This window comes from Hymenobacter crusticola (assembly GCF_002154225.1).
Classification (GTDB): Bacteria; Bacteroidota; Bacteroidia; order Cytophagales; family Hymenobacteraceae; genus Hymenobacter; species Hymenobacter crusticola.
The window spans coordinates 109,599-134,343 of sequence record NZ_MTSE01000014.1; the positions used below are offsets into that span (position 1 = coordinate 109,599).

Here is a 24,745-nt window from a genome sequence, read left to right on the forward strand (position 1 = left end):
AGACCGTTATGCTGAGTTAGTCGAAGCATGACGGTCTGGTTTATCACTTCTCGACCTAAGCTTCTTTCTTCTTACCTAGCAAATTCTTCACAGCTGCAACAGCCTCTGGCACAGCCAGTGCCACAGTAGCTATAGATACAACAGAGGCCGTCTGGCAATAGAAACACAAGGCTTTATTCTCTTTCCATTCTTCTTTAGCCAGCAGCAGGTTAGTAGCCACGTCGCCCAAGCTTTTGGCAAGCAGACTGATCGGCAAGGCAGGATTATCGACAGCACGATTTGCCCCACCGGCCGCAGCCAGGGCCGTGGTGATGCCGTAGGTGGAAATCATGCCTACCGCGTCGGGGGTATCGAGGCGCTTGTAGCCATAGTCGGAGGCGTCGACTTTATCCGAGTCGAAGGGCCCTACGGGCGGATCAGGCAGGTGGTGAATAATGCCGGTTTGGTACAGCGTCACGATCTGGCCGAGGGCTACCCCAAGCAGGGATAGGCCAATGATCCAGCGACGACGTTTCATGTTGGGGTCTTGGTTGTAGCGGAGCTCTTCGCTCAGTTGGGTCGGATTCATAGGAGTTGGTTGCGGGTGATGCTAGGTGGTACGTACCCGCTGGCAGATTAGGTTGCGAAGCTCGGCGGCCGAGCTGCCTAGAAGCAGTATCCTTTTGCTAGCTTACGGAGTATGTTCTTCTAAACTCAACCGCGATGGAAGCAGATCTCACCTTGCACGTCAATGGGCAGCCGCACGCCGTGCGCGTCGACCCGGCCACGCCGCTCCTTTACGTGCTGCGCAACCAATTGGCGCTCAACGGGCCCAAGTTCGGCTGCGGCCTCCAACAGTGCGGCGCCTGCATGGTGGTGCTCAACGGCAACCTGGCGTGGCCAAGCTGCCAGCTGCCCGTTTCGGAAGTATTGCACATGACCGTGACAACCCTAGAAGGCCTTACCCGCCCCGATGGCTCCTTGCATCCCTTGCAGCAGGCTTTTATCGACGAGCAAGTGCCGCAGTGTGGCTACTGCCTCAACGGTATGGTGATGTGCGGGGCGGCCTTGTTGGCCCAAGATGCGAAGCCCAACGAAGAAGAGATTCGCAATAGCCTCTACCGGGTACTGTGCCGGTGCAGCGTGCATAGTCGCGCTATCAAGGCCATTAAGCGGGCTTCAGAGGTGTAGCGCGACGCTCCTGTTGCACGACGTCTATCAACTCCGCAACGACAATACCTATTCATCGATGCGCGTAGCTTCCGCTTCGTGCCACAACCTAGCTTCCTCGTGTTTTCTCTGCCTCCTACTTCCCGCCGTGATTTTCTCAAGAACGCTGGCTGTCTGACTATTGGCTTTGCTCTGCTAGGCCTAGCTACCGAAGCTACCGGCGGTCCGCTGGCGGATGAATTACCTGGCAGCCTCCAAGACAATCCCCGCATTAATGCGTGGTTGGAGGTACTGAGCGACGGGCGGGTGCGGGTGCTCACCGGCAAGATCGAACTCGGCCAAGGCATCCGGACAGCCGTGCAGCAAGTAGCGGCCGAGGAGTTGGATATGTCTCTGAATAAGGTAGAAGTAGCCCTTGCTGAAACCGACCGCACGCCCGACGAGCGCTACACCGCCGGCAGCGCCTCCATTGAGCAAAGCGCCATGTCGGTGCGCTACGCAGCGGCGGCGGCCCGGCAGAAGCTGCTGACGCTGGCGGCGCAGAAGCTAGGTACCAAGCTTACGCAGCTGACCTTGGCCGACGGCCTCATTCAAACCAAGGACAAGAAGCGCCAGCTTACGTTCGCGCAAGTGCTGAACGGCGCCCAGCTCACCGATGAGGTGCGCCTGCCCATCAAGCTTAAGCCCAAAAACCAGTACCGCTACGTTGGCAAGGCGGTGCACCGCCAAGAAATTGAGCGTATGGTGCGGGCCGAAGAATGGTACGTGCAGGATCTGCGGTTCCCGAACATGCTGCATGCCCGCGTGTTACGTCCCGCTAACTATGAGTCGAAGCTCGTGAAGCTCGACGAGGCCGAGCTCAAGCGCCTCGTGCCGGGCCTGTTGAAAGTGCACATTGATGGCAGTTTCGTGGGCTTATTGGCCGAGCAGGAATACCACGCCAAGTTAGCCCAGGACTACGCCAAGCTGCACGCCCAATGGACGCCCGGCCGCACCCTGCCCACTGGGCAGCCCCTCCCCGATTACTTGCGCAAGCTACCCAACACGCCTAAGCCAGTAGCCAACCAGGGCAGCTTCGACACGCCACCCGCGGCAGGCGCTACCACGCTGCAAGCCAGCTACTTCAAGCCCTACCTCATGCACGGCTCCATCGGGCCGAGTTGCGCGGTAGCGCTGTTCGACCAAGGCAAGTTGCACGTTTGGACGCACAGCCAGGGCGTGTACCCGCTACGCGAATCGCTGGCCGACTTGCTGAAGTTGCCCATGGAAACAATTCACGTGAAAGGCGTGCCCGGCTCGGGCTGCTACGGCCACAACGGCGCCGACGATGCCGCCGCCGACGCGGCCTTACTTGCCGTGGCCACCCCTGGCCGCCACGTGCGCGTGCAGTGGGCCCGCGAAGACGAGCACGCCTGGGAGCCCTACGGCAGCGCCATGGTCATCGACATCAGCGCCCGCCTCGACCCAAGTGGCCGCATCACCCACTGGCAGCAGCAGGTCTGGACTGATACGCACAGCTCCCGCCCTAACGGTCAGGCCGATAAGCTCCTGCCTACCCAATACCTAGCCCAGCCTCGGATGCCCAAGAACGACGGCGCCGCCGACTTTAGCGCCGGTGGTTACCGCAACGCCGAGCCGCTTTACGTGGTGCCGAATCTCAAAGTCGATGCGTATTTCTTTGAAGGTCCGTTGCGCGTGTCGGCCCTGCGGAGCCTAGGTGCCTACGCCAATGTATTTGCCATTGAGTCGTTTATGGATGAGCTGGCCGAGAAAGCCAAGCAGGACCCGTGGGAGTTCCGGCTAGCGCACTTACAGGATGAGCGCGCCAAAGCGGTAGTGCGAAAAGCGCAGGAAATTGCAAGCCAACAACAGCTAGCTGAGGGCGAAGGCCTAGGTGGTGCGTTTGCCCAGTACAAAAACAAGGCGGCCTACGTGGCGGTAGTCGCCAAAGTGCGCATTAAGGAAGAAGGTACCGTGTACCGCCCCCAACTCTGGGCCGTTATCGACTCCGGCGAAGTCATCAACCTCGACGGCATCAAAAACCAAACGGAAGGGGGCCTCATTCAAGCCGCTAGCTGGACCACCACTGAAGAAGTAGTTTTCGATGCGCACGGCGTCCGCAGTCGGCAGTGGGAAAGCTACCCCATCTACCGCTTCGATGAAGTGCCTTACATCATGGGCGTGACGGTGCTTGACTACCCCAACAAGCCACCTCTTGGCGCCGGCGAAGCGGCCCAAGGTCCGACGGCCGCCGCGCTGGCCAATGCGGTGTACCGCGCCACGGGCAAGCGCGTGCGGGAGCTACCCCTACGCCCGGAGAAGCTGGTTGATGAACCAGAGCGTCGCCAACAACCCGGCTAAGCTAGGCACTACAGGACAAATACTTATTTGTAAATCAGTGCATTATGCTACCTCATCGTACGGCGTTAGTGCTGAGCCGCGTTATTTTCGGCGTTGCTGTGCCATTGAATGGCGAAGTAGCCACACGGGGTAGTACCTGTGTTCGTAAAAGCGTGGGGCACATTCGACCGCAGCAGAATCACATCCCCGACGGTGGCTTTGTGTGAGGTTTTGTCAATGAGCATCTCGCCGCTGCCTTTCGTCATTAGGATGATTTCTTCGGTGCGGTGGGTGTGCGGCGGGTGGCTAGCTTTCCCCGGATTAAGCACCGTTGCGTGCACATCAAACCGCTTGAACATCGACGAGGGTTGGTCGAACACAGGACGCGTCTCGCCCTTGTCCGTCTTGGTCATCTTGAACTTGCTCCAGTCCTTCACAAAAGAGCCTCCACCGGCTTGCCCGCGTTGGATATCTACGGGGTCTTTCGCCTTAAACTTTAGCACATAATACGTTACGGGCGCTTTCGTCGTGTTTTTGAAGCTCTGCTTATCGCCCGCTACAATCAGCGCTAGCCCACCCGGACCTAGGGTCTTGGTCGAGTCTTTTACTGTGGCCGTCAGGGTGCCTTCTTTCACCACCACGAGTTCTTCCGCGTCGTTGTAGGCTTGCAACGGATGGTTCGTTTGCCCCGGCCCGAGCGTGGAAGTATGAATAGCTAGCTCCGCCAGGTCGAGGGTGCTGCCTTTGGCTAGTTGCTGGCTTTCCCGCCCGCCATCCCTTTTCACCGCCTGGGCAGTGCCACTATAAACAGCGGAAGGCAACAATGTATCCGTCTGAAAGCCAAAGCCAAACACAACAAGAACTCCAACGGTAAGCAAAGGCGTTTTCATAGAAAAGTGGGGGAAGTCAACTGGGTGAGGGGAAGAAGATTTTACTTGTAGGAGAGTACTAACACGTCATTTAAGCGTAGCGAGGAGTCTCGCGGACCGTTGCAAGAACGTCATATCTCCTGCTGGTCGACACGACGTTTTGTTATTCACCTGAACTTTGCGAAGCTAGCTCCAAAGCCTTGGTAGTAGTGTAATATTTCGCTAGCATGTTGGGCACTTCCCACTTGGGCATATTGCCTTTTTGCAAGTATTCCAAAAACTGCTGCGTTACGCGGGCAAAATGCGCCTCGTGTCCCTCGCGGTAGCTATCCGGAATCAACACCTCCCAGCCTTTCGCCGATTTTTTCAGCGCGACGCCGGGGTACTTCGCCTGAAGCTTCAGTAGCTCATTCTGCAAGGCGGTTTCATAAGCTAGGTTGTTTACCGTAGGCTCTACGTAAAGCGCCGTTTTATACTGTTGCTCAGCGCCTTGCCGAATAACTAAGTTAGCTTTCGTACCGCGCATGATGGAGTAATGGGTGTCGCCGGCCCCTTCAGGCGCCTTATAGGCCCACGTTACGGCCACCTTGGCGTGCACCCCGAGCAGCTTATAGGTAATCGAGCCGTTGCTGTACACCTTTAGCAGCGTGTCGTTGGCTAGGTCGCGCTTCAGATAACCCGGAAAACCGTTCAGCTTAGTGATGGTATTGAACTGACCGAGGCTCATGTCGGTGGTCCAGCGCTTGGCCGCCAGCACCTGAATATCTTTCTTATAGTCCAGAACTCTCCCCGGAAAGCATTCCCACTGCACCAGATCCACTAGGTGCGTCGTCACATCCACGATGCCCTCCCCTTCCTGCCGCACATCCATAAACCACGGCGGCCGGGTCAGAACGTTTCCCGACACGTACTTATAAAAGTAGTGTACGCTCTCCTTCGTGACGGCCGGGTTCTCGGGCGTTCCTTTTTCGAGCGTGCCAAACACCTGCGGCAGCCGGGACAGTTCCTTTTGCAGCACGGTGGTTATCTCAAACCGCTCCGTCATGATGTCATACAGCAGCAAGTTTTTCTGCTGGGCCGTCGCGAAGGCTGTTTCGAGTGTTTTAAATTCCTTGCCGTTTATCGCCATGGGCTTATCCGCCAGCACATTGAAGCCCGCCTGAAGCGCCCCGGCGATGTACTCGGTTTTCTTTTGGTTGTTCCCTGCAATGACGACCACGTTGCCCGCCTTTTCGGCTAGCATCTTCTGAAAAAAATCGGGGCCGGTGTACACCTGCTCCTGCCAGCGCGTAGGGCTCTCGGCGCGGGTGTTGTAGGCCGCAATGCGGTCGAGGTGCAGCTGCACGTCGGGGCCGGCCGGCGCGTACACCCGTACCCTAGGGTCGACGTTCGGGTACATCGACTTCTGCACCAGCGCGGCGTGGAAGTGGCCGGGGTCGAGCGTTACCAGCCGCACCGATGCGCTTGGTTTGGTAGCAGTTTGGGCCAAGCAACCTAGGGCCGTTAGAAAAATGAAGCTGCTGGCAATGAAGAGTTTTTTCATTTCTTAGATAGAAATGGCTTGCAGAGCGGGATGCTTTTCTCGCCCAGACGCAAAGGTGCGGAGCGTTTTACCATCACCTAGGTACCAACTTACTGTAGATAAGCCGTTCAGCTAATGATTAATAAACCCTAGCCGTGCAGCGCGTACGGCTTGCGCTGGGGGCGCGTGAGCAGGGCGTTGGCTTCGTCGTCGTTCTTGAACCGCTCCTTGGCTGGGTCCCAATACACTTTGCGCTTCAACTTCATCACAATGTGATGGATCAGGCACGTCGAGCAGGACCGGTGGCCCACCTCCACGGGCGCAATGGGCTGCTTGCGCGACTTGATGCACTCCAGCCAATTGCCGTGGTGCTCTTTGCTCTCATACAGGTGAATCTCATTGGGCCCAATCACCGACTGCAGAAGCTTCGGGTCGCTGGCGTCCAGGGCTTTAGCAGCTTGCAGACTCACCGGGTCGCTGGAGGTTGCCTTGGCGTCGCCACGCGACACGAAAATCCAGCCGTCGGTGCCCTCAAACTTAATTCCGTTCGCGAAACTGTCGCTGATGATCATGTGCACGCCGTTAGCATATAGCCCCTCCGTTTTGAACGGTCCGTGCACATTCCAGAGGCCTTTCTTTGGAAATTCGGCCGTGCCCCACACTTCGATTGGGCCGGTGTGCTCGGTGTTCATGGCCCAGTGGGCGCAGTCGACGTGGTGGGAGCCCCAACCGGTAATCATGCCGGCGCCAAACTGCTCGCACCGCAGCCAACCGGGGCGGTCGTAGCCCTGCTGCGGGTGCACGCGCTTCTCGGTGTAGTACACCTCCGGCGTCGAGCCTAGCCACATATCGTAGTTCAAGTTGCTAGGTACTGGCATCGGCGGCTCCTCTTCGCCGGATGGGTCGCCGGGCAAGCCGATGTACACGGTTTTCAGCTTGCCGATGCGGCCGTTACGCACCAGCTCCGCCGCGTACCGAAACTGGCTGGAAGACCGCTGCTGGCTGCCAATCTGAAAAATGCGGCCCGTATTTTTCACCACGTCGCTCAGCGCCCGGCCTTCCGCAATGGTCAGCGAGGTGGGTTTCTGGCAATACACATCCTTGCCCGCCTTCACCGCCGCCATCCCGATCAGGGCGTGCCAGTGGTCGGGCGTACTGATTAGGACGCCGTCAATGTCTTCATTTTGCAACAGGGCTTGGTAATCGTTGTACACCTTCACCCCATCGTACGGCTTCCCATTTTTCTTCGAATAATATTCGTTAACCAATAGTTTGCCTTCTTCGGCGCGGCGGGTATCTAGGTCGCACACGGCCATGATTTGTGCCTGATCGTATTGCCACACGCCAGGCATATCATGGATTCGGGAAATACGCCCCGTCCCGATAGCCCCAATATTTATCCGGTTGCTCGGCGCATTTTTCCCAAACACACTAGCCGGCACAATGGTCGGGAAACCGCCGAAAGCGAGAGTAGCTACTGCCGCTTTGGCGGATGTTTCCAGAAAATTCCTTCTGGAAAATTGCGCTGTTTTTTCTTCGCTCATCTACTTATTATTTTAAATTAGTCAGAAGAAAATAGTTACTTAAGCTTCACCGTAATCTTCGGCGAATTACCAAAACTCTGCCAGCCACTCTCCGCTTTTTCTTTCGTAAAATGCCCGTTGTACACGATCAATCGGTATTTCAGCGTGTAGGTTTTTCCGGGTTCGAGCAGCCAGTTTTTATTTTTAGTTGGGGAGAAATTAGCGAACATATCCCCGCGGCCGTTCATGGTTTCGGGCCAGATGCGTAATGGCTCAGGGTAGTTATAATTCGTTGGGTACGACATCATCACCAGCCCGCCATAGTCCTGATCGAGTTGGCCCTGCACGATGCACCAACGGGCCGTGGAACCGTCGGCTTCCTTGCGCGTTTTGCCTTCCGAAGTCAGCACTTCGCTATTGTCCTTGTTCCACTTTTCGGTGGTGCGCCAGCCAAAGCCGCCGTACCGATACGCCAGCAGTAGCACCGGGCTAGGGCTCGCGCAGCTCATATTGATGGTTACATCAGCGATATAATACTCCTGATCTTTAGGCTGGTACACGCGCACCGATTGCAGCTCATTCAAAGCTACCTTCTCCTTCCCACCCGGCCTGAAAGCGACGTGCTCTTGCAACACCTCGTACTCGCTGTATACTGGTCCGTCGGCGGTAGCTACCACGTTGGCAAAGCGCACGGTGCCTTTCCGGTCGCGGATATTCCAGAAGTCGACGGTGTCTTTTTCAAAGAGCACGTGCGTCCATGGGTTCCAGATACCGTAGTGGTGGTAGTGGTCGGGCGCCTGAATGCGGGTCAGTTCCTGTCCGTGTGGCGTCCAGAGCGGGTGAATAAAGCCGCTGCGTTTGTAAGCCGTGTCAATTCCGGCGGGTGGGTACACTGTTTTGTAATTATAGCGCACTAAGTTTTTATCACCCGCGCGTACTGTCAAAGCGCCTTGCTGATCATTTATTTTAATAGTAGCAGGCAAATTGCTTTTTGCTCCTTTTACTAACTCATAGGTATGCTTGCCTTTTGTTGCACTTGCCGGATCAATAATCCAGTGAATAAATCGCGCATTCCCATTTTCAATTTGGCAGGGTATCGGCGTGCGCTTATTTCCCTCCACAGCTACTAATCGTAAAACGGAATCGGGCAAAAGCGTTATCTCGTCTAGCTTAGCTTTAACCGGAATTTCCAGGTTGCTGGTGGTTTGCGGAAGCTCAATTTCTAGCGTCGCTATTTTTTGCGCAAACCCAGCAGTACCAATTACCAAGAAAAAGAAAGCAAGCAAGTATCTCATTGTGTGCATCGGAAACTTCTACTATTCTACAGGCAAACTGCGGCGGTACACAACACAAACTAGCAAGTCTGCGCCTCTAAAAGGGAAGCAAAAAGCCGCCGGCTTAAAAGTAAGGAAGGCAATAGTAAGCGCAATCCTTTGCGCAACGCTCGCAAACGTTTGTGATAGTTTATTATTAGCCTTAAAGTAGATTTTTGTGGATAGCAGAAGCCTTTCGGCGCCATATGCTGCCTACGAATCGGCGTTCCTTCCCTGGCAAGCTAGGTCTTGCGTGTGCTTCTGCCCAGCAGTACGGCGGAAGCGTTGGTTGCAAACTCAAGGATTTCAACTAGTGCCTATTTTTGCTTAAAACGGTTTACTAGCGGAGAAACTAGTTATCAGGCTTTGCAGTAAACCTTGTATCCTCTACACTTAGTTACCTAGCTTCCTTCTGTACCGATCATTCTCCCGAATGAAGCAACACGTTTCCTTTACGACTACCTCCCTGCTGTATGCGTTCCGGACGGTGCTGGGCTGCATCATCGTCTGGCTTTTATTCAAGTGGCTTCAGCTTGAAAAAATGGAATGGGCGCTGATTTCGGTGATTGTAGTGTCGGAGCCGGATTTTGGCAACCTGCGCAATGCCATTACCTCGCGGGTAATTAATACGGTGATGGGCTGCGCGGTAGGCATCCTTTGCATTTTGCTGGCTGGCGTCACGGTGTGGTCGTTTTTGCTGGCCGTAACGGCCGCCGTCCTCATCAGCACGTCGTTCAAGAAATATCCTTCGAGTTGGAAGCTAGCCCCGGCTACCGTTTCCATCGTCATGGTACCGGCTATTCTTGCCAATGCTCCCTGGCGCGAGGCCGTGACCATTGCTCTCACGCGCACCGGCGAAGTACTATTGGGCTGCACGGTGGCGCTGCTACTGGGCGTATTTTTCTCCTCTATCCGTCGCTTCCGCAACCCGCCGTCTTTGTCGGAGCAGGGCCACGACTAACCACCTAGCTTCCGTATGCCTACACAAGTACTGATGACCGTCGAAGCGAGCTTCCGCCTTACAGGGCTAGGTGTGCTGGCCGTACCGCGCGACGAGCAGTCGGTGCTGCGGCAGTTCGCTCTGCACACCAAGCTGCTGGTCACGCTCACTTTTCCCGACAGGCAAATAGAAACGATGCCCGCCAGCGTAGAAGAAATGTCGCGGCAAGTGGAAGCCGAAACGGGCCCCACCTACCGCGACATGTACGTGCTACTACTTGAATCGGAATTACTTGAGGAAGTGCCGGTTGGCACCACTATCAGCTGGGCCGGCGAGGTCGACGACCCATTTGCGCTACTTTACTAGCCAGCCGTTGGCGTCGAACCAGTTTTGCAGGCTTTCTATCCACTCGTCTTTCGTGGTTTTGTTGTGCATGCCGAAGCCATGGCCGCCCTTTGGGTAGAGGTGCATTTCGGCGAGCACGCCCTGTTTGGTGCAGGCTTCGTAGAACACGATGCTGTTGCGGACCGGCACTGTTTTGTCATCTTGGGCGTGCACAAGAAAGGTAGGCGGTGTTTGAGCCGTCACCTGTAGTTCGTTGGAATACAACTTAACCTGATCTTCCGAAGGGGTTTTACCAATCAAATTATCGCGCGAGCCGCCATGCTTCAGTTCTTCGGAGAAGCTGATAACTGGGTAGATCAACACCTCAAAATCTGGGCGCACGGAGGTGGCACTCACGTTTTGCCCCACGGGCTTGGTGAAGTGCGTGCCGGCCGTGGAAGCTAGGTGCCCGCCCGCCGAGAAGCCCATGATACCAATGCGGTTGGGGTTCACGTTGTACTTCGCGGCCTGCTCGCGCACGAGCCGCAGGCTTTGCTGCGCATCCATGAGCGGCGCGATAGATTTATCGGGCTGGCTTTGATCATTGGGCAAGCGGTACTTGAGCACGAAAGCTGCCACGCCCATCTCGTTCAAGCGTTTGGCTACTTCGCGGCCTTCGCCATCAATCGACAACCTAGCATACCCCCCGCCCGGGCAGATAATAACCGCCGTACCATTCGCTTTGTCTTTGGGGGGTAAATAGATAGATAAGGTGGGCTGTACCACGTTGCTAACGCGCTCGGTGCCGTCGGCTACTTTAATGATATTTTCCTTCACGTCACTCGGCTTGGAATCGGGGACGGTACCGGGATAAATGGGTATGACTTGGTTTTGGGCAAAAAGCATGGAAGAAGAGGCGCTGAGGAGAAAAGCAGCCAGCAAAAGTTTTTTCATGGAGTTTGGGAAGGAGTTTGGCGGCTAATCTAGCTAAAAACCTAGCTCTCGCTTCCGCAACTGCTACCAAACCTAGCTTCCACAAACAGAAAAGCCCACAACTTAGGTCGTGGGCTTTTGCTTTAGGCGCTGCTAGTTGTTAGGCAGAACAGATGAACCCTAGGTACCTAGCTCCGGCGGCGTTTGGTCGTTGCGGCGCTTTTCTTCGGTGCCTTTATCGTTGTTATTCGACTCGGCGGGGCCTTCTGGCGGCGTGTTGGAATCTTTGGAGCCGTGCTGCACGTGGCCGTGCGCTTCGGGATCGTAGTTGGCTTCCATCTCGGCTAGCTTCTTCTTGCCATAAGCCAAGCGCGTGATGCCGACGAACAGCACCGGCACGGCGAAGATGGCCAGGAAGGTAGCCGCAATCATACCACCGGTTACCGTCCAACCAATGGTTTGGCGCGACACGGCACCCGCGCCCGAAGCGAAGGCCAGCGGCAGCACCCCGAGGATGAACGCCAGCGAAGTCATGATGATGGGGCGCAAACGCAGCCGTACGGCTTCCATGGTGGCGTCCACCAAGTTCATGCCCCAGTCGACGCGCTCCTTGGCAAATTCCACGATCAGAATGGCGTTTTTGGCCGCCAAACCAATCAGCGTAATCAGACCAATCTGGGCGTACACGTTGTTGGTGAGCTTAGGCAGCAGCGTCAGGGCCACGATAGCGCCAAAGGCACCTAGGGGCACCGCCAGCAGCACCGAGAACGGCACCGACCAGCTTTCGTACAGCGCCGCCAGTAGCAGGAATACGAACAGAATCGACAGACCGAAGATGATAACAGTACTGTTACCCGCATTGATTTCCTCCCGGCTCAGGCCCGAAAAGTCGAAGCCGTAATCAGCGGGCAGCGTTTGGGCGGCCACTTCCTGCAAGGCGGCAATAGCCTGACCGGAGCTGTAGCCGGGCTTGGCGTCGCCGTTGATTTCGGCCGAGCGGAACAGGTTGTAGTGTGAAATCAGCGGGGCATTTTCCACCAATTTGTAGGTCACTAGGGAGCTCATGGGCACCTGCTGGCCTTGCTGGTTCTGCACGTAGAAGGTATTCAGCTCCGTGATGTCCTTGCGGTAGAAGGTATCGGCCTGGGCCACCACGCGGAAGTTACGTCCGTACTTCGTGAAGTCGTTGATGTAGGTACTACCTAGGTACGTCGACATCGTTTGGAAGATGTTCGTCAGCGGCACCCCTAGCTTTTTGGCTTTGTTCCGGTCAACCGTGATCTGATAGCCAGGCGTTTTGGCCGTAAAGAAGGTATACGCTCGCGCAATTTCCGGCCGTTGGTTCACAGCCGCCACAAACTTGTTGATCGTGGCTTCGAAGGCTTTGATGTCGGCTGAGGCTTCACGCTGCTCCAGCTGGAAGCTGAAACCACCTGTGTTACCTAGGCCTGGAATAGCCGGTGGCGGCACCACCACAATGTTGGCGCCCCGAATTACCGAGAATTCCTTCTGCAACTGGCCAATCACGCCGTAGAGCTGCTGCGACTCATCTTTGCGCTCGTCCCAGGGCTTGAGCTGCACGAAGAAAGTACCGCTACTCGGCTTAAAGGCAAAGTTCAGAGCGTTCAAACCCGCAATACCAGAGTAGTTATTAACGGCGGGCACCTTGTCGTGAATGATGTCCGATATCTGGTTCATGATGGCGCGGGTCCGGGAGCTAGAAGCCCCCTGCGGCAGTTCCACCGAGATAAACAAACGCCCTTCATCCTCCGTCGGGATAAAGCCCGATGGCTTGGTACGGAACAGGCCAAATGTGCCCGCGTAGATGCAGGCTAGCAAGATGAGCACCAGCGGCGTCGCTTTCAGCGTCCGCGTTACCCCATTCGAATATGAGTCGGTAACACGACCAAACCACTGGTTGAACTTGTAGAACAGCTTGTTCAGGCCTTTCGAGTCGGCATTCTGCTCAGTGGGGCGCATCAACAGCGAGCAAAGCGCCGGCGTGAGCGACAAGGCAATGAAGGCCGACAGCACCACCGAAATGGCGATAGTGATGGCAAACTGTTGGTACAAGCGCCCGACGATACCGGGAATGAAGCCTACCGGGATAAACACCGCGGCCAGAATCAAGGCAATGGCGATTACCGGTGCCGTGATGTCCTTCATGGCCTTTTCGGTGGCTTCCCGCGCCGAGATGCGCTCCGTGTCAATGTAGTGCTGCACGGCTTCCACCACCACAATGGCGTCGTCGACGACAATACCAATGGCAAGCACGAAACCGAAGAGCGTCAGCGTGTTGATGGTGAAACCTAGGGGAATGAACATGATGAACGTACCCACAATTGCCACCGGCACGGCCAGGATCGGGATGAGGGTCGCGCGCCAGCTTTGCAGGAACACGAATACCACAATCGTCACCAGCACCAAGGCCTCAACCAGCGTGTGAATTACTTCCTCAATGGACACTTTCACCACCGTAATCGACTCGAACGGCACCTTGTAGGTTACGTCCGGCGGAAACTTGGTTTTCAGCTGATCCAAGGCCGCGTACACTCCTTCGGCCGTTTCGAGGGCGTTACCGCCCGGCACCTGGTTCACGAGCAGCAGCGTAGCCGGGTTACCGTTCACGGTAGAAGCCCGCGAGTAGTCGAAGCTACCGAGCTGTATCCGCGCTACATCCTTGAGGTACACAATGGAGCCATCGGCGGGGTTAGTCCGCACGATGATGTTCTCAAACTCCTCTTGCTTGCTCAAGCGGCCATTCACAAACAGCGTGTACTCGAACGGCTGCGAGCCGTACTGCGGCGCCGAACCAATGGAGCCTGCCGCTACCTGCACGTTTTGCTCCTGCAAAGCGCCCGTTACTTCGGCCGCGCTCAGACCTAGCTGCGCCATGCGGTCGGGCTTGAGCCACACACGCATCGAGAAGTCTTGGCCAATGCTGGTCACGTCACCCACGCCTTTCACGCGCAACAAAGCGTCGCGGACGTAGATGTTGGTGTAGTTGTCGAGGAACTGAATGTTGTGCGTCTTCTGGGGCGAATACAGAGCCACCACCATCAGGATGGTAGGGTTCCGCTTTTTCACCGTCAAGCCGAGGCGCTTCACTTCATCGGGAAGCTGCGGCTGGGCCACGCTCACCCGGTTCTGCACGTCGAGGGTCGCAATGTCGATGTTGGTGCCAATCTCGAAGGTTACGTTCGAGGAGATACGACCGTCGCTCGTGGCGTTCGACGACAGGTAGGCCATGCCCGGCGTACCGTTTACCTGCGTCTCGATGGGCGTCATCACGGTTTGTTCTACCGTTTGGGCATCAGCCCCCGTGAAGCTACCCGAAATCTGCACCACAGGTGGCGAAATATCCGGGTATTGGCTGATGGGCAGGCTCAGGATGGCAAGCACCCCGACCAGAACAATAACAATGGATACGACGATGGCCGTGACCGGTCGTCGTATAAAAACGTCTGATATCATGCTTAGTAGAAAAGCAATTAAAACTATTTAGCAGCCGTAGGCTTGCCGCCTTGCGCTGCCGCTGGTTTCGTGGGGTCGCCGACCTGAATCACGGCGCCTTCGCGCAGGTTCTGCAACCCGTCGCTCACGATGGTTTCGTTTTCCTTCAGGCCGCTGCGGACCACCACCATGTCTTTCACCCGCGTGCCGGTCATCACCTTGCGCTGGGCCACTTTGTTGCTGTCGCCCACCACGTACACGTAGAACTCGCCCATTTGCTCGGTTACGGCGCGAGCCGGAATCACGAGTTGGTCGCCGGTGTCTTGGTTAAGCACGCGCATGGTCACGTTCATCCCCGCCTTCAGCATGCGCTTGGGGTTCGGGAACTGAATGCGCACGCGCAAGGTGCCGGTTTGCGGATCCACGGCCCGGTCAACGGTGGCCACGCGGCCCGGTAGGTTGTAGGGCTTCAATCCTGGCAGTATCAAGGTGAACACCGAGTCTTTCACGGCGGCCTTGTTTTGTTGCAGCTTCAGAAAGCGGGCAATGTCCTGCTCGGCAATGTTGACGTCAACCGCAATCGGCTCTTCCGCCGACACCGTGTTGATGAGCGTTTGCCCCTGCGAAACCAGGCCACCTAGCTTCACCTGCGCAATGCCGATGGTGCCAGTGAGCGGGGCAATAATAACGGAGTTGCGCACGTCCAAAGACGCGGCGCTGACACCTGCTTGGGCCGCCGCAATCTGCGATTGTGCGTTGGCTTGGGTGGCTTTCGCAATGTCGATCTGCTGCTTGGCAATAGCGTCTTGCTCCCCGAGGCGCACGTAGCGTTCGGCATCCTGCGCGGCGCGGGCGTAGTTGGTACGCGCTACTTGCAATTGGGCCGTGGCCTGGTTGTAGGCGGCTTGGTAGCGGGTGCGGTCAATATTATAAAGGCGCTGGCCTTTGGTAACACGCTGGCCATCTTGCACATAAATATCGGTCAGATAGCCCGTTACCTGCGCCAGCAGCTGCACCTCGTTCAGCGGCACCACGGTGCCGGGGTACGTATCGGCGCCCACTACCGGCTCCTCGGTCACTTTATACACTGCCACCGGAATGGCGGGCGGCGGTCCTTGCTGCTGTCCTTGCTGCTCTTTCGAGCCGCAAGACGCGAGCAGTGCGGTGCTAATAACTACGGGCAATACCCGTCCTGAATACCAGTTCATGTTACTTAGATGTTAGAATTTAGAGGTCAGAGCTTAGAGAGAAAGATGGAACGATGCTAGGTTCTTACTTCTAAGTTCTAAGCTCTAAATGCCTACTGATTAAAGGTGATATTGCCTAGCGCGCGCTCCACATCTAGCTTGCTAGAAAGCACGCTGAACAAGGCATTGTAGTAGTTGAGCTGCGCCGTCCGCAGGTCTGTTTCGGCGATAATCACGTCCAGAAACGTGCGGATGCCTTCGCGATACTGAAGGTTCAGAATACGGTATACCTCCTTGGCGTCGGCCACGTTTTGCTGCACCACCGCTAGCTCGTTGAGCGCCCCTTTGTAGGCACCCATCGTCTGCTCAAACTCGGTGTTGATCTGGTTGCGCGTGTCGAACAGGCTCAGGTCGAGCTGGTCGTCCTGGAGCTCCGCAATCTTGAGGTTTTGCAGGCGCCGCGTGCCGGTAAAAATGGGCAAGGCGAGCTGCACACCGGCATTCTGGTTGGGGAAGGCGCGGCTGTAGAGGTCAGAAAAGTTATTGTTCTGGTAAACGCGGTTGTAGTTGTAAAACCCGGACAGCGAAGGCAGGAACCCGAAGCGGTAATAGTCGATCTGGAAGCGCTGCAATTGCTTCTGGGTCTGTAGCTGCTGAATCTCGACGCGCTTCTCGTACGCGAGCCGCTGCGTAGTATCCAGGGCCGTTTCCTTCACCATTTGCAGCGTATCGTAGGTGAGGTTCAGTGGGTTTTCGGGAGCTAGGCCCATGAGCTGCTTCAGCGTTGCATACTTACCGCTCATCGACGTCGATACCGAGCGACGCTGGGCATAGGCGTTTTTCACCGAAATTTCCGCCCGCAGGAAGTCGGTTTTATCGACGATGCCTTGCTCGTATTGGGCGCGGGCGTCTTTCACCTGGCGCTCCTGGCGCTGGATGTCTTCCAGCAAGATCCGCAGCTGTTCTTGGGTGAGCAGAATGTCGTAGAATGCCTTGCTCACATTGGTCACCACGTCAATCTTGTTGAGCGCCGTGGTTTGGGCGTAATTTAGGCGCGTGGCCCGCACCGAGCGCGCAGCCAGCAGCACGTCGTTGTTGAAGAGTAGCTGCGTAGCGCCTACCCCAACGGTCGAGGTGTTTTTCAAACCGATCCGGATGATCTGCTGCCCCGCCGAAGGATCCGTAAAGTTGGGTAATACACTGGTAGGCAGCTGGATATTGCGGGTGTAGATGCCCGTACCATTGATCTGCGGCAGCCAGTAGGAAAGCCCGATCCGGATGTTGCGCTCACCAATCTGTTCGTTCAGCCTAGCTTGGCGCACGGCGGGCTGGTTGTTAAGGGCAAACTCAATGCACTGTTGCAAAGTGGCCTGCGGGGGCAACGAGCCAATGGGCTGAGTTGATTTTTGCGCCCAGCTCAGCCACGGCATAAGCAGCAGAATGCCCAATAACAGCGTACTACTTCGAGCACGCAAGCGAGATAATGTTGTGTTCATTGCAAGAGTAAACTAGGCTAGGAGGGTATGCCCTACGCGGGCAGCAAAGCCGAAACAGTCAGAGGAAACAGAGTTAGAAGTCAAATAAGTAAATCATAATCATTTGAGTGACAAGCTGCTGGTGCTGGCTCACGAATTCAGCGTACGCCGTCGGGCTGATGTTCGTGCACTGAAACATGATAGGCTTCGAGAGAAATACGAACTGCACATTGGCCATAATCAGCTGCAACACATGCGCGGGAGCTACCGGCCGGATTTCGCCCTGCGTCACGGCCTCCTGCACCTGGTTCAGGAAGAAGAGGACCGCGGGCGGCGCCTCTTTCGCGGTAGCTAGCAGCTCGGGGTGGCGGTGCCGCTCGGTGATGAGAAACAGCGACAGGTTCGGGTTTTTGGCAAACAGCCGGAAGTCGGACGCAATCAGTTGCGGAATTTTCTCGCGTAGGCTGATGGGTCTTTGCAACAACTCGTGGCTTTCGTGAAAAAATTCGCGGTGCGCATCCTCGAAAATCATCCGAAACAACTTCTCCTTGCTGCGGAAATAATAGTTAGTCAGCGCGACGTTGATACCAGCGGCTTCGGCAATATCCCGGGTGGTCGTACCGTCGAAACCTTTTTCCATAAACACCTTACGTGCAGCCTCTTTGATGCGCTCTTCGGTGTTTTGGGGTACAGTATCTTCGGACACGGCCTAGGTAATCAGGTGAGTAGATTGGTTTTTAAACAGAGCGTTTATGGCAATGTTTTAAACAGTTGATTAATTTTTTGTTTCCCTATTGTTGCCTGTAAAGCGGCTCGGAGAGCTAGGGTAGGAGAAATAGCTTCTCACGCTGGAGAAACACAGCCGTCGTTTTTGTTGATGTTTTCGCGGCTTTTCTGTGCTAGCTTATCTGAAACATAGGCTGCCACCTGACAACGGCAGAGTTTCAACGGCGCTAGCTATCAATGGGTTATAGCCCAGCTACGAAAAGCCTGTGTACGCGCTGTATCTTTAAGAAGTATTTGCCTGCCTTTTATGTTTGCCGTTCCCACCGCCCCTCCTACGCCTGCTACCACGGCCACGCCCTTTCTCACCCAAGCGGCGCGCGATTTAGTTGCGCGCTTTCCGGGCTCCGAATTATCTGATTTGATAGTAGTTGTACCTACGCGCCGGGCCGTGGTGTACCTCAAGAATGAGCTAGCCCTTGCCGCTGAGGCGGGCCAAGCGCTGTGGTCGCCGCGGGTGGCGGCTATGGAAGACTACATGGTGGAGCTAGCTGGCGTGCAGGTCGAGGAGCCTATTGCCTTACAGCTCATGCTGTTCGACATCTTGCGCGACATTGACAAGAAGCTCGACTTCGATCAGTTTGTGGGCTGGTCGGGTCTGCTGTTGCAGGACTTTTCCAACCTCGACCAGAACCTAGCTTCGCCGGCCAAGATCTTCGAATACCTAAGCCAGGCCAAGGCCCTGGAGCGCTGGGAGCTGACTGATGTGCCGGCGCCGGCCAGCACCACGGCGCAGTATTTCCGCTTCTGGGATGACCTAGAGAAAGTGTACTGGCGCCTACGCAAGCGCATGGAGCACGACCACCTAGCCTACCCTGGATTGGCGTACCGCTTGGCCGTCAACCGGATGCAGAATCGCCTGGAGCACCAAGATGACACCGTGGCCCGTCACTTTTTCCTAGGGCTAGGTTCCTTGTCGCGTGCGGAAGAGAAAATGATTCGCGCGCTGTTGCGTGCAGGCAAAGCGGAGGTACTCTTCGACGGCGACGCTTTTTACATGGAGGGCGACTCGCCCAACCGCGCCGGCCAGCACCTGCGCCGCTACCGCCGCGACTGGGACCTGCCGGGCGACAGTTTTGGCGGCCCGGCTGACCTGTTGCGGGGCTTGCCGCGTGAGGTGCAGTTTGTGGGCGTGGCCAATGCCAGCATGCAGGGCAAGGTAGCCGGCCAACTCCTAGCCGAGTCGCGCCTGCAAGACCCCACCGCCAAAGTAGCCGTGGTGCTGCCCGACGAAACTTTGCTGCTGCCCGTGCTCCACGGCTTGCCGCCCGAGGCCGTGCCCGAGTACAACGTGACGATGGGTCTAAGCTTTCAGAGCACGCCGCTATTCAACTTGGTCGATTTGCTGTTTGAAGTGCACCTCACTGGCATTCGGGAGGGCAGCGCCGAAACGGGCTACGGCGTGCCCCGCTACCACCACCTGGCCGTTACGAAGCTGCTGATGCACCCGTTTTTGCGGCGCTACCAGCAGTGGCTCGACAAGCAGGAAGCGCAGCCGCAGTACCAGGGTTTGCTGGAAAACATCTGCACGCAGATTGTGAAGCGCAACGCCGTGCTGCTGCCCGCCAGCGAGCTGCTGGACCTAGGTCGGCAGCACCCGCTCATTGCGGCGCTCTTCCGCACCTGGGATACCTGCGACGACATCATTGCGGCCTGTTATACGCTGATTGACTTGCTGAAACAGGCGTATGAAGACCAGCATTCGGCCATCGAGGCAGAGTACTTGTACCTGTTTTTTACGCTGGTCAAGCGGCTCGATTCGGTGTTCGACTGCCGGGAGCAGCGGCTGTCGGTGCGCTCCTTTCGGCGGTTCTTATACGAGCAAATGGCGCGCACCCGTCTCCCCTTCTCCGGCGAACCCATTGCGGATGTGCAGGTGATGGGTTTGCTGGAAACCCGTGCCCTCGACTTCGACCACATCATCATTCTGAGCTGCAACGAGAACGTGCTGCCGGCGCCCAAGCGCCACGCCTCGCTCTTTCCCTACGACGTACTCACGCAGTTCAAGCTGCCCACCTACGCCGACCACGAATCCGCCACCGCCCACCAGTTCTGGCGCCTCTTGCAGCGCGCCCGCCGCGTCGATTTGCTGCACGTGCTGCCCGGCGCCGAGGGCACGCGCACCGGCGAGCGGAGCCGCTTTCTGTTGCAGATCGAAAACGATCTGTTGCCGCAAAACCCGCACATGGTGTTGCGCGATCTGACGGCTTCGGTTATGTCCTCCCCGAGCCCGCTTTCGCGGGAGAACCTAGGTCCGGAAGCCTCTGACGACGTGGTGGCCCAAACACCGGTGGGAGATTTGGTGCTGGAGAAAGATGAGAAAATGCTGCACGCGCTACGGGGCGTACTGGAGCATGGGCTTTCACCTTCCGCCCTGAACGAGTTTCTGAACTGCTCGCTGCGGTTTTACTTCAACCGGTTGGCGCGCTTTCAGGAAGCCGAGGAAGTGGAAGAAAAGCTAGGGGCCGACGGCTTCGGAACGGTGGTGCACGAGGCGCTGGAAAACATGTTCCGGCCGTTTGTGCAAGCCCAGCAGCCCATCACCGCCGCCGACATTCCGGCGTTGCTCAAGCAGGCGCCCCAGGAAGTGGAGCAGGCCTTGCGCAAGGAAGAATCGGACCGCCACGCCCGCACCGACGAGGGGCTAAACTTCGTGCTCGGCCAAGTAGCCGTGCAGTTGGTGAAGCGTTACCTCGAAAGCCTGCTGGCCCAGCCCGGTGCCCTGCCGTTGAAGCTAGAAGCCTTGGAGCAGATTCTGGAAACGAAGGTGCCGGTGCCGCTAGCCAATGGCGAACAGCTGTTGGTACGCCTCTTCGGCTTCACCGACCGCCTCGACGAGCTGCCCGACGGCCGCTTGCGCGTGGTTGACTACAAAACCGGCCTCGTGCAGGCCTACGACCTCAAGCTGCAAAAGCGCGGCGAAGATGCCACCGCCGCTACCGGCCGCCTGCTCACCGACCCCACCTCCTCGGCCGATAAAGTGCGGCAGCTCTGGCTCTACCGCTTCATGCTAGAGCGCGAGGGCCGCCACGCCGCCGACGCGGCCATCATTTCGCTGCGCAACCTAGGTGCCGGCCCCATGACCGCCGACATGGGCTTCCTCACCGAAGATGGGCAGTCATTTGTCGCCAAAGGTGAGGCCATGCTAGCGGAATTGGTACACCGTATTTTGGACCCAACTGAGCCCATCCGCAAGACGGATGACCTAGAGCGGTGCCAATACTGCCCCTACAAAGGCATCTGCGCGCGGTAAATGGCTAAATTGCTGAATGGCGACATGATTGATTTGATCAATCACCTAGCTCAGAAGTTAACAATCAACTACTTAACAATACCCCCATTTAGTTCATGGATGAATTCATGCAGGCCGCCATTGATGAGGCGCGCCAAGGTCGCCAAGAAGGCGGTATTCCGATTGGCTCCGTGTTGGTGCGCGACGGCAAGCTCGTAGCCCGCGGCCGCAACAAGCGCGTGCAGGAAGACAACCCCATCAAGCACGGCGAAATGGATTGTCTTTTCAACGCCGGCCGCCAGCGCAGCTACCGCGACACGGTGCTGTATACCACCCTGATGCCCTGCTACATGTGCGCTGGTACCATCGTGCAGTTCAAGATTCCGAAGGTGATGGTGGGCGAGTCGCGCACGTTCGGGGAGTCGCGCGCTTTCCTCGAAAGCCACGGCGTTGAAGTAGTCGACCTCAACCTAGATGAGTGCGTGCAGATGATGCAGGAGTTCATCGAGGCCGAGCCTACTCTGTGGAACGAAGATATCATGGAGCTGTAAAACGCACCGCGTAGTCAGCAACGCCCTAGCTGAACCGGTATGAGCCTAGCTTAATGCCGTTCCGCTAGGGCGTTGCCGTTTTCGGTCCAATACCACTCCATACAAACCAGTCTGTATGCAAAAGACAACCTTATCACGGCACTATTAGCCGCGCATGATACTGACTTCAACGTAGTTTGCTTAACTATGTGCACCATCCCAACCTAGGATTATCTTCCTAGCCAGCTACAGTAGTCAAAGACGATGACCCAGAAGAAAGAAGCCTCTATCAAACGGTTAGTTACGTTCTTTCTCCTAGGTCTGTTCTGGGTGGTAGCTTCAAGCGCCAAAGCGCAATCTACTCAGGTGCAGTACCTCTCCGGGCACGGCAAAGACGACCCCGTGAAATGGGATTTCATGTGCACCCGTGGCCGTAACAGCGGCAAATGGACCAAAATCGGGGTGCCCTCCAACTGGGAAACGCAGGGGTTTGGCAGCTATAGCTATGGCTCCGGGAAAGAAGATGCGCAGGAAGCAGGCTTGTACCGCCACTCCTTTTCGGTGCCCGCTGCCTGGAAGCAGAAGCGCATCTTTCTCGTGTTCGACGGCTCCATGACCGACACCGAAGTGAAGGTCAACGGGCAGCTAGCGGGTCCTGTGCACCAGGGCTCCTTCTACCGCTTCCGCTACGACATCACGCCGCTGGTGCAAGTAGGACAGAAAAACCGCCTGGAAGTGACCGTGCACAAAGTTTCGACCAATGCCTCCGTGAACGAAGCCGAGCGCACCGCCGACTTCTGGGTGTTTGGCGGCATTTTCCGGCCTGTGTTTCTGGAAGCCTACCCCACAGAATACGTGGAGCGCCTAGCCCTCGATGCAAAAGCCGACGGCTCACTCCGCCTCGATACCTACCTGTCTGGCAATCAGACTGCTACGACGGTACGAGCGCAAGTAAAAACCCGCGAGGGACAGCCCGTTGGGGCGCCAATTACGGCGGCAATTCAGCCGGGTAGCGCCACCGTGCAACTCAAGGGGCAATTCGAGAACCCCGCTTTGTGGTCGCCCGAGTTTCCGAACTTGTACCGGGTGGAGGTGACGCTGAAGAATGGGGCCACCACGCTGCATACCGTTACGGAAACCTTTGGCTTTCGCACCGTGGAGCTGCGCCAGCGCGACGGGTTCTACGTGAATGGACAGAAGATCCTGTTTAAAGGCGTAAATCGGGGCTCGTTCTGGCCTACTTCGGGGCGCACCACGAGCCGCCAGGTGAGCGTGCTGGACGTGAACCTGATGAAGGACATGAACATGAACGCCGTGCGCATGTCGCACTACCCGCCCGACGAGCACTTTCTGCACGTGTGCGACTCCCTAGGTCTGTTTGTGATTGATGAGCTAACCAGCTGGCAATACCCGCCTTACGACACCGAGGTAGGCCGTAAGCTGGTGAAGGAGCTCATCGTGCGCGACGTAAACCACCCGAGTATTGTGCTGTGGGCCAACGGCAACGAAGGCGGCTTCAACTACGACCTGCTGCCCGACTACCCCAAGTACGACCTCCAAGACCGCCCCGTCATTCAGCCCTGGATGAACCTTCATGGCATGAACACCACGCACTACATCGGCTACAACTATGGCTTAAACACGTTTTTTAACGGCGCCGACGTCTTTTTTCCCACCGAATTCTTGCACGGTCTGTACGACGGCGGCCATGGCGCCGGCCTCAATGATTTTTGGAACCGGATGCGCAGTAGCCCAACATCGGCGGGAGGCTTCTTGTGGGACTTCTGCGACCAGGCTGTGGCGCGCACCGACCGCAAAGGCGCGCTGGATACCGATGGCAACCACGCCGCCGACGGCATCCTAGGTCCGTATCGCGAGAAGGAAGCTAGCTTCTTCACCATCAAAGAAATCTGGGCGCCGATCTACTTTCCCAAACGCTACCTCACGCCGCAGTTCGACGGCAAGCTGACCGTTGAAAACCGGTATCACTACACCAACCTAGCTCGGTGCACCTTCCGCTGGGGGCTCAAGAAGTTCGGTAGCCTCAACCCCGCGGATACGACGGTGCTGGCAGGTACGGCCCCTGCGCCGAACCTTGCTCCCCAAACGACGGGCACCCTAGCGCTGGCGTTGCCTTCGGGCTGGCAGAACTACGACGTGCTCTACCTCACCGCCCACGACCTGTACGGGCGCGAAATCTATACGTGGTCGTGGCCTATTTCGCTACCAGCGCAGGTCGTGCGCCGATTTGTGCAGCCAGGCGCCGGCCCCGTAGCAGCCCGCGAAGACGACGCCCAGCTAACCCTAGCCGCCGCCGGCGTAGAAGTAGCGCTCGACAAGAAAACAGGCTTGCTGAAGAGCGTGCGAAACGCGAAGAAGACGATTTCGCTTACCAACGGCCCCGTGCTGCTCGACACCGACGCGCAGTTTCAGGGATTTCACCACACCGATACGCTGGGCACGCACGTGGTGGAAGCACGCTACTCCGGCAAAGACCGGTTCAAAGCTAGGTGGACGATGTACCCTTCGGGTTGGCTGGAGTTGCGTTACCAATACCAGCAAGGCGGTCCGCGCGAACTGCTGGGCATCACCTTCGCCTACCCGGAAGCGCAAGTAACGGGCATGCAGTTGCTGGCCGATGGTCCTTACCGCGTTTACAAGAATCGGCTTAAAGGCACCGCCTTCGGTTCCTGGCACAAAACGTACAACAACACCGTGACGGGCGAAACCTGGCAGTATCCGGAGTTTAAAGGCTACTACGCCAACTTCTACGGGGCCCGAGTGCACACCCGCGAGGCCGACTTCACGGTGCTTTCCGGCAGCGAGAACCTCTATTTGCACATGCTCAATCCCGCCGTACCCAAGTCGGCAGCGCGCACCAACTCGGTGGCGCAGTTTCCGGCGGCCGGCGGCATCTCGTTTCTGCACGGCATCAGCGCCATTGGCACGAAGGGCCAGAAAGCGGAGGACCTAGGTCCTGAGAGCCAGCTGAACACGACCAATGCCAACGGGCACACGGACACCCAGCAAGGCGTGCTTTACTTTGATTTTCGCTAACGGGTGGCACTAGAAACGTGGTTTGCAACTGCTGTAGGGCGCCCCAGGCACCTAGCCAACGGAACCTCAAGGGTGCAACTTCCCGTACTGTTACCCAAATGTTCCGTGGTCAGGT

Annotated in this window: 17 protein-coding genes; 7 read left to right on the forward strand and 10 right to left on the reverse strand. The window is 57.0% G+C overall.

The features are described from left to right. Positions 1-55: 55 nt before the first annotated feature. Complete coding sequence (locus tag BXP70_RS20905) at positions 56-568, reverse strand: vitamin K epoxide reductase family protein (RefSeq protein WP_086596068.1); 513 nt, start codon at positions 566-568, stop codon at positions 56-58. A gap of 134 nt (positions 569-702) precedes the next feature. On the opposite strand from BXP70_RS20905, the gene BXP70_RS20910 reads away from it, so the two are divergent. Together BXP70_RS20910 and BXP70_RS20915 are read left to right on the forward strand one after the other, a co-directional pair. After that, positions 703-1,170, forward strand: coding sequence for a (2Fe-2S)-binding protein (locus BXP70_RS20910; RefSeq protein WP_086596069.1), 468 nt, complete (start codon positions 703-705; stop codon positions 1,168-1,170). A 99-nt stretch (positions 1,171-1,269) separates the two neighbouring features. Further along, the gene (locus BXP70_RS20915) at positions 1,270-3,510 is read left to right on the forward strand and encodes a xanthine dehydrogenase family protein molybdopterin-binding subunit (protein WP_086596070.1); all 2,241 of its coding nucleotides are present in this window, start codon (positions 1,270-1,272) and stop codon (positions 3,508-3,510) included. A gap of 65 nt (positions 3,511-3,575) precedes the next feature. On the opposite strand, the gene BXP70_RS20920 is transcribed toward BXP70_RS20915, so the two are convergent. The 4 genes from BXP70_RS20920 to BXP70_RS20935 all read right to left on the reverse strand — a co-directional run bounded on the left by BXP70_RS20920 (position 3,576) and on the right by BXP70_RS20935 (position 8,698). Next, positions 3,576-4,379: a cupin domain-containing protein gene (locus BXP70_RS20920; protein ID WP_086596071.1), complete on the reverse strand. Its 804-nt coding sequence runs from the start codon at positions 4,377-4,379 to the stop codon at positions 3,576-3,578. A gap of 142 nt (positions 4,380-4,521) precedes the next feature. After that, on the reverse strand, positions 4,522-5,901 hold the full coding sequence (locus BXP70_RS20925; RefSeq protein WP_086596072.1) for a putative oxidoreductase C-terminal domain-containing protein: 1,380 nt from the start codon (positions 5,899-5,901) through the stop codon (positions 4,522-4,524). 128 nt (positions 5,902-6,029) lie between these two features. Beyond that, on the reverse strand, positions 6,030-7,424 hold the full coding sequence (locus tag BXP70_RS20930; protein ID WP_086596073.1) for a Gfo/Idh/MocA family protein: 1,395 nt from the start codon (positions 7,422-7,424) through the stop codon (positions 6,030-6,032). A gap of 35 nt (positions 7,425-7,459) precedes the next feature. Then, positions 7,460-8,698 (reverse strand): DUF6807 domain-containing protein, encoded by a 1,239-nt coding sequence (locus tag BXP70_RS20935; protein WP_218779834.1) that lies wholly within the window; start codon positions 8,696-8,698, stop codon positions 7,460-7,462. Between the two features lie 451 nt (positions 8,699-9,149). Between BXP70_RS20935 and BXP70_RS20940 the strand changes: the two genes are divergently transcribed. Further along, a complete protein-coding gene (locus BXP70_RS20940) occupies positions 9,150-9,677 on the forward strand; it encodes an FUSC family protein (protein ID WP_086596075.1) in 528 nt (175 codons plus the stop codon). A gap of 15 nt (positions 9,678-9,692) precedes the next feature. Then, positions 9,693-10,022, forward strand: coding sequence for a hypothetical protein (locus tag BXP70_RS20945; RefSeq protein WP_143436605.1), 330 nt, complete (start codon positions 9,693-9,695; stop codon positions 10,020-10,022). Here BXP70_RS20945 and BXP70_RS20950 read toward each other — a convergent pair. The 5 genes from BXP70_RS20950 to BXP70_RS20970 all read right to left on the reverse strand — a co-directional run bounded on the left by BXP70_RS20950 (position 10,011) and on the right by BXP70_RS20970 (position 17,734). Further along, a complete protein-coding gene (locus tag BXP70_RS20950) occupies positions 10,011-10,934 on the reverse strand; it encodes an alpha/beta hydrolase (RefSeq protein WP_086596077.1) in 924 nt (307 codons plus the stop codon). The two genes, BXP70_RS20945 and BXP70_RS20950, sit on opposite strands and share 12 nt — an antisense overlap. 159 nt (positions 10,935-11,093) lie before the next feature. Continuing rightward, the gene (locus BXP70_RS20955; protein ID WP_086596078.1) at positions 11,094-14,387 is read right to left on the reverse strand and encodes an efflux RND transporter permease subunit; all 3,294 of its coding nucleotides are present in this window, start codon (positions 14,385-14,387) and stop codon (positions 11,094-11,096) included. A gap of 23 nt (positions 14,388-14,410) precedes the next feature. Beyond that, complete coding sequence (locus BXP70_RS20960; protein WP_086596079.1) at positions 14,411-15,574, reverse strand: efflux RND transporter periplasmic adaptor subunit; 1,164 nt, start codon at positions 15,572-15,574, stop codon at positions 14,411-14,413. Positions 15,575-15,666: 92 nt separating this feature from the next. Next, positions 15,667-17,049 (reverse strand): TolC family protein, encoded by a 1,383-nt coding sequence (locus BXP70_RS20965; protein WP_086596080.1) that lies wholly within the window; start codon positions 17,047-17,049, stop codon positions 15,667-15,669. Between the two features lie 73 nt (positions 17,050-17,122). Continuing rightward, the gene (locus tag BXP70_RS20970; protein WP_245849704.1) at positions 17,123-17,734 is read right to left on the reverse strand and encodes a TetR/AcrR family transcriptional regulator; all 612 of its coding nucleotides are present in this window, start codon (positions 17,732-17,734) and stop codon (positions 17,123-17,125) included. Between the two features lie 327 nt (positions 17,735-18,061). Here BXP70_RS20970 and BXP70_RS20975 point away from each other — a divergent pair, with 327 nt between their 5' ends. The 3 genes from BXP70_RS20975 to BXP70_RS20985 all read left to right on the forward strand — a co-directional run bounded on the left by BXP70_RS20975 (position 18,062) and on the right by BXP70_RS20985 (position 24,630). Continuing rightward, on the forward strand, positions 18,062-21,064 hold the full coding sequence (locus BXP70_RS20975) for a PD-(D/E)XK nuclease family protein (RefSeq protein WP_086596081.1): 3,003 nt from the start codon (positions 18,062-18,064) through the stop codon (positions 21,062-21,064). A gap of 95 nt (positions 21,065-21,159) precedes the next feature. After that, positions 21,160-21,594 (forward strand): nucleoside deaminase, encoded by a 435-nt coding sequence (locus BXP70_RS20980; RefSeq protein WP_086596082.1) that lies wholly within the window; start codon positions 21,160-21,162, stop codon positions 21,592-21,594. 243 nt (positions 21,595-21,837) lie between these two features. Next, positions 21,838-24,630, forward strand: coding sequence for a glycoside hydrolase family 2 protein (locus BXP70_RS20985; RefSeq protein ID WP_086596083.1), 2,793 nt, complete (start codon positions 21,838-21,840; stop codon positions 24,628-24,630). The last annotated feature ends 115 nt before the right edge of the window (positions 24,631-24,745 follow it).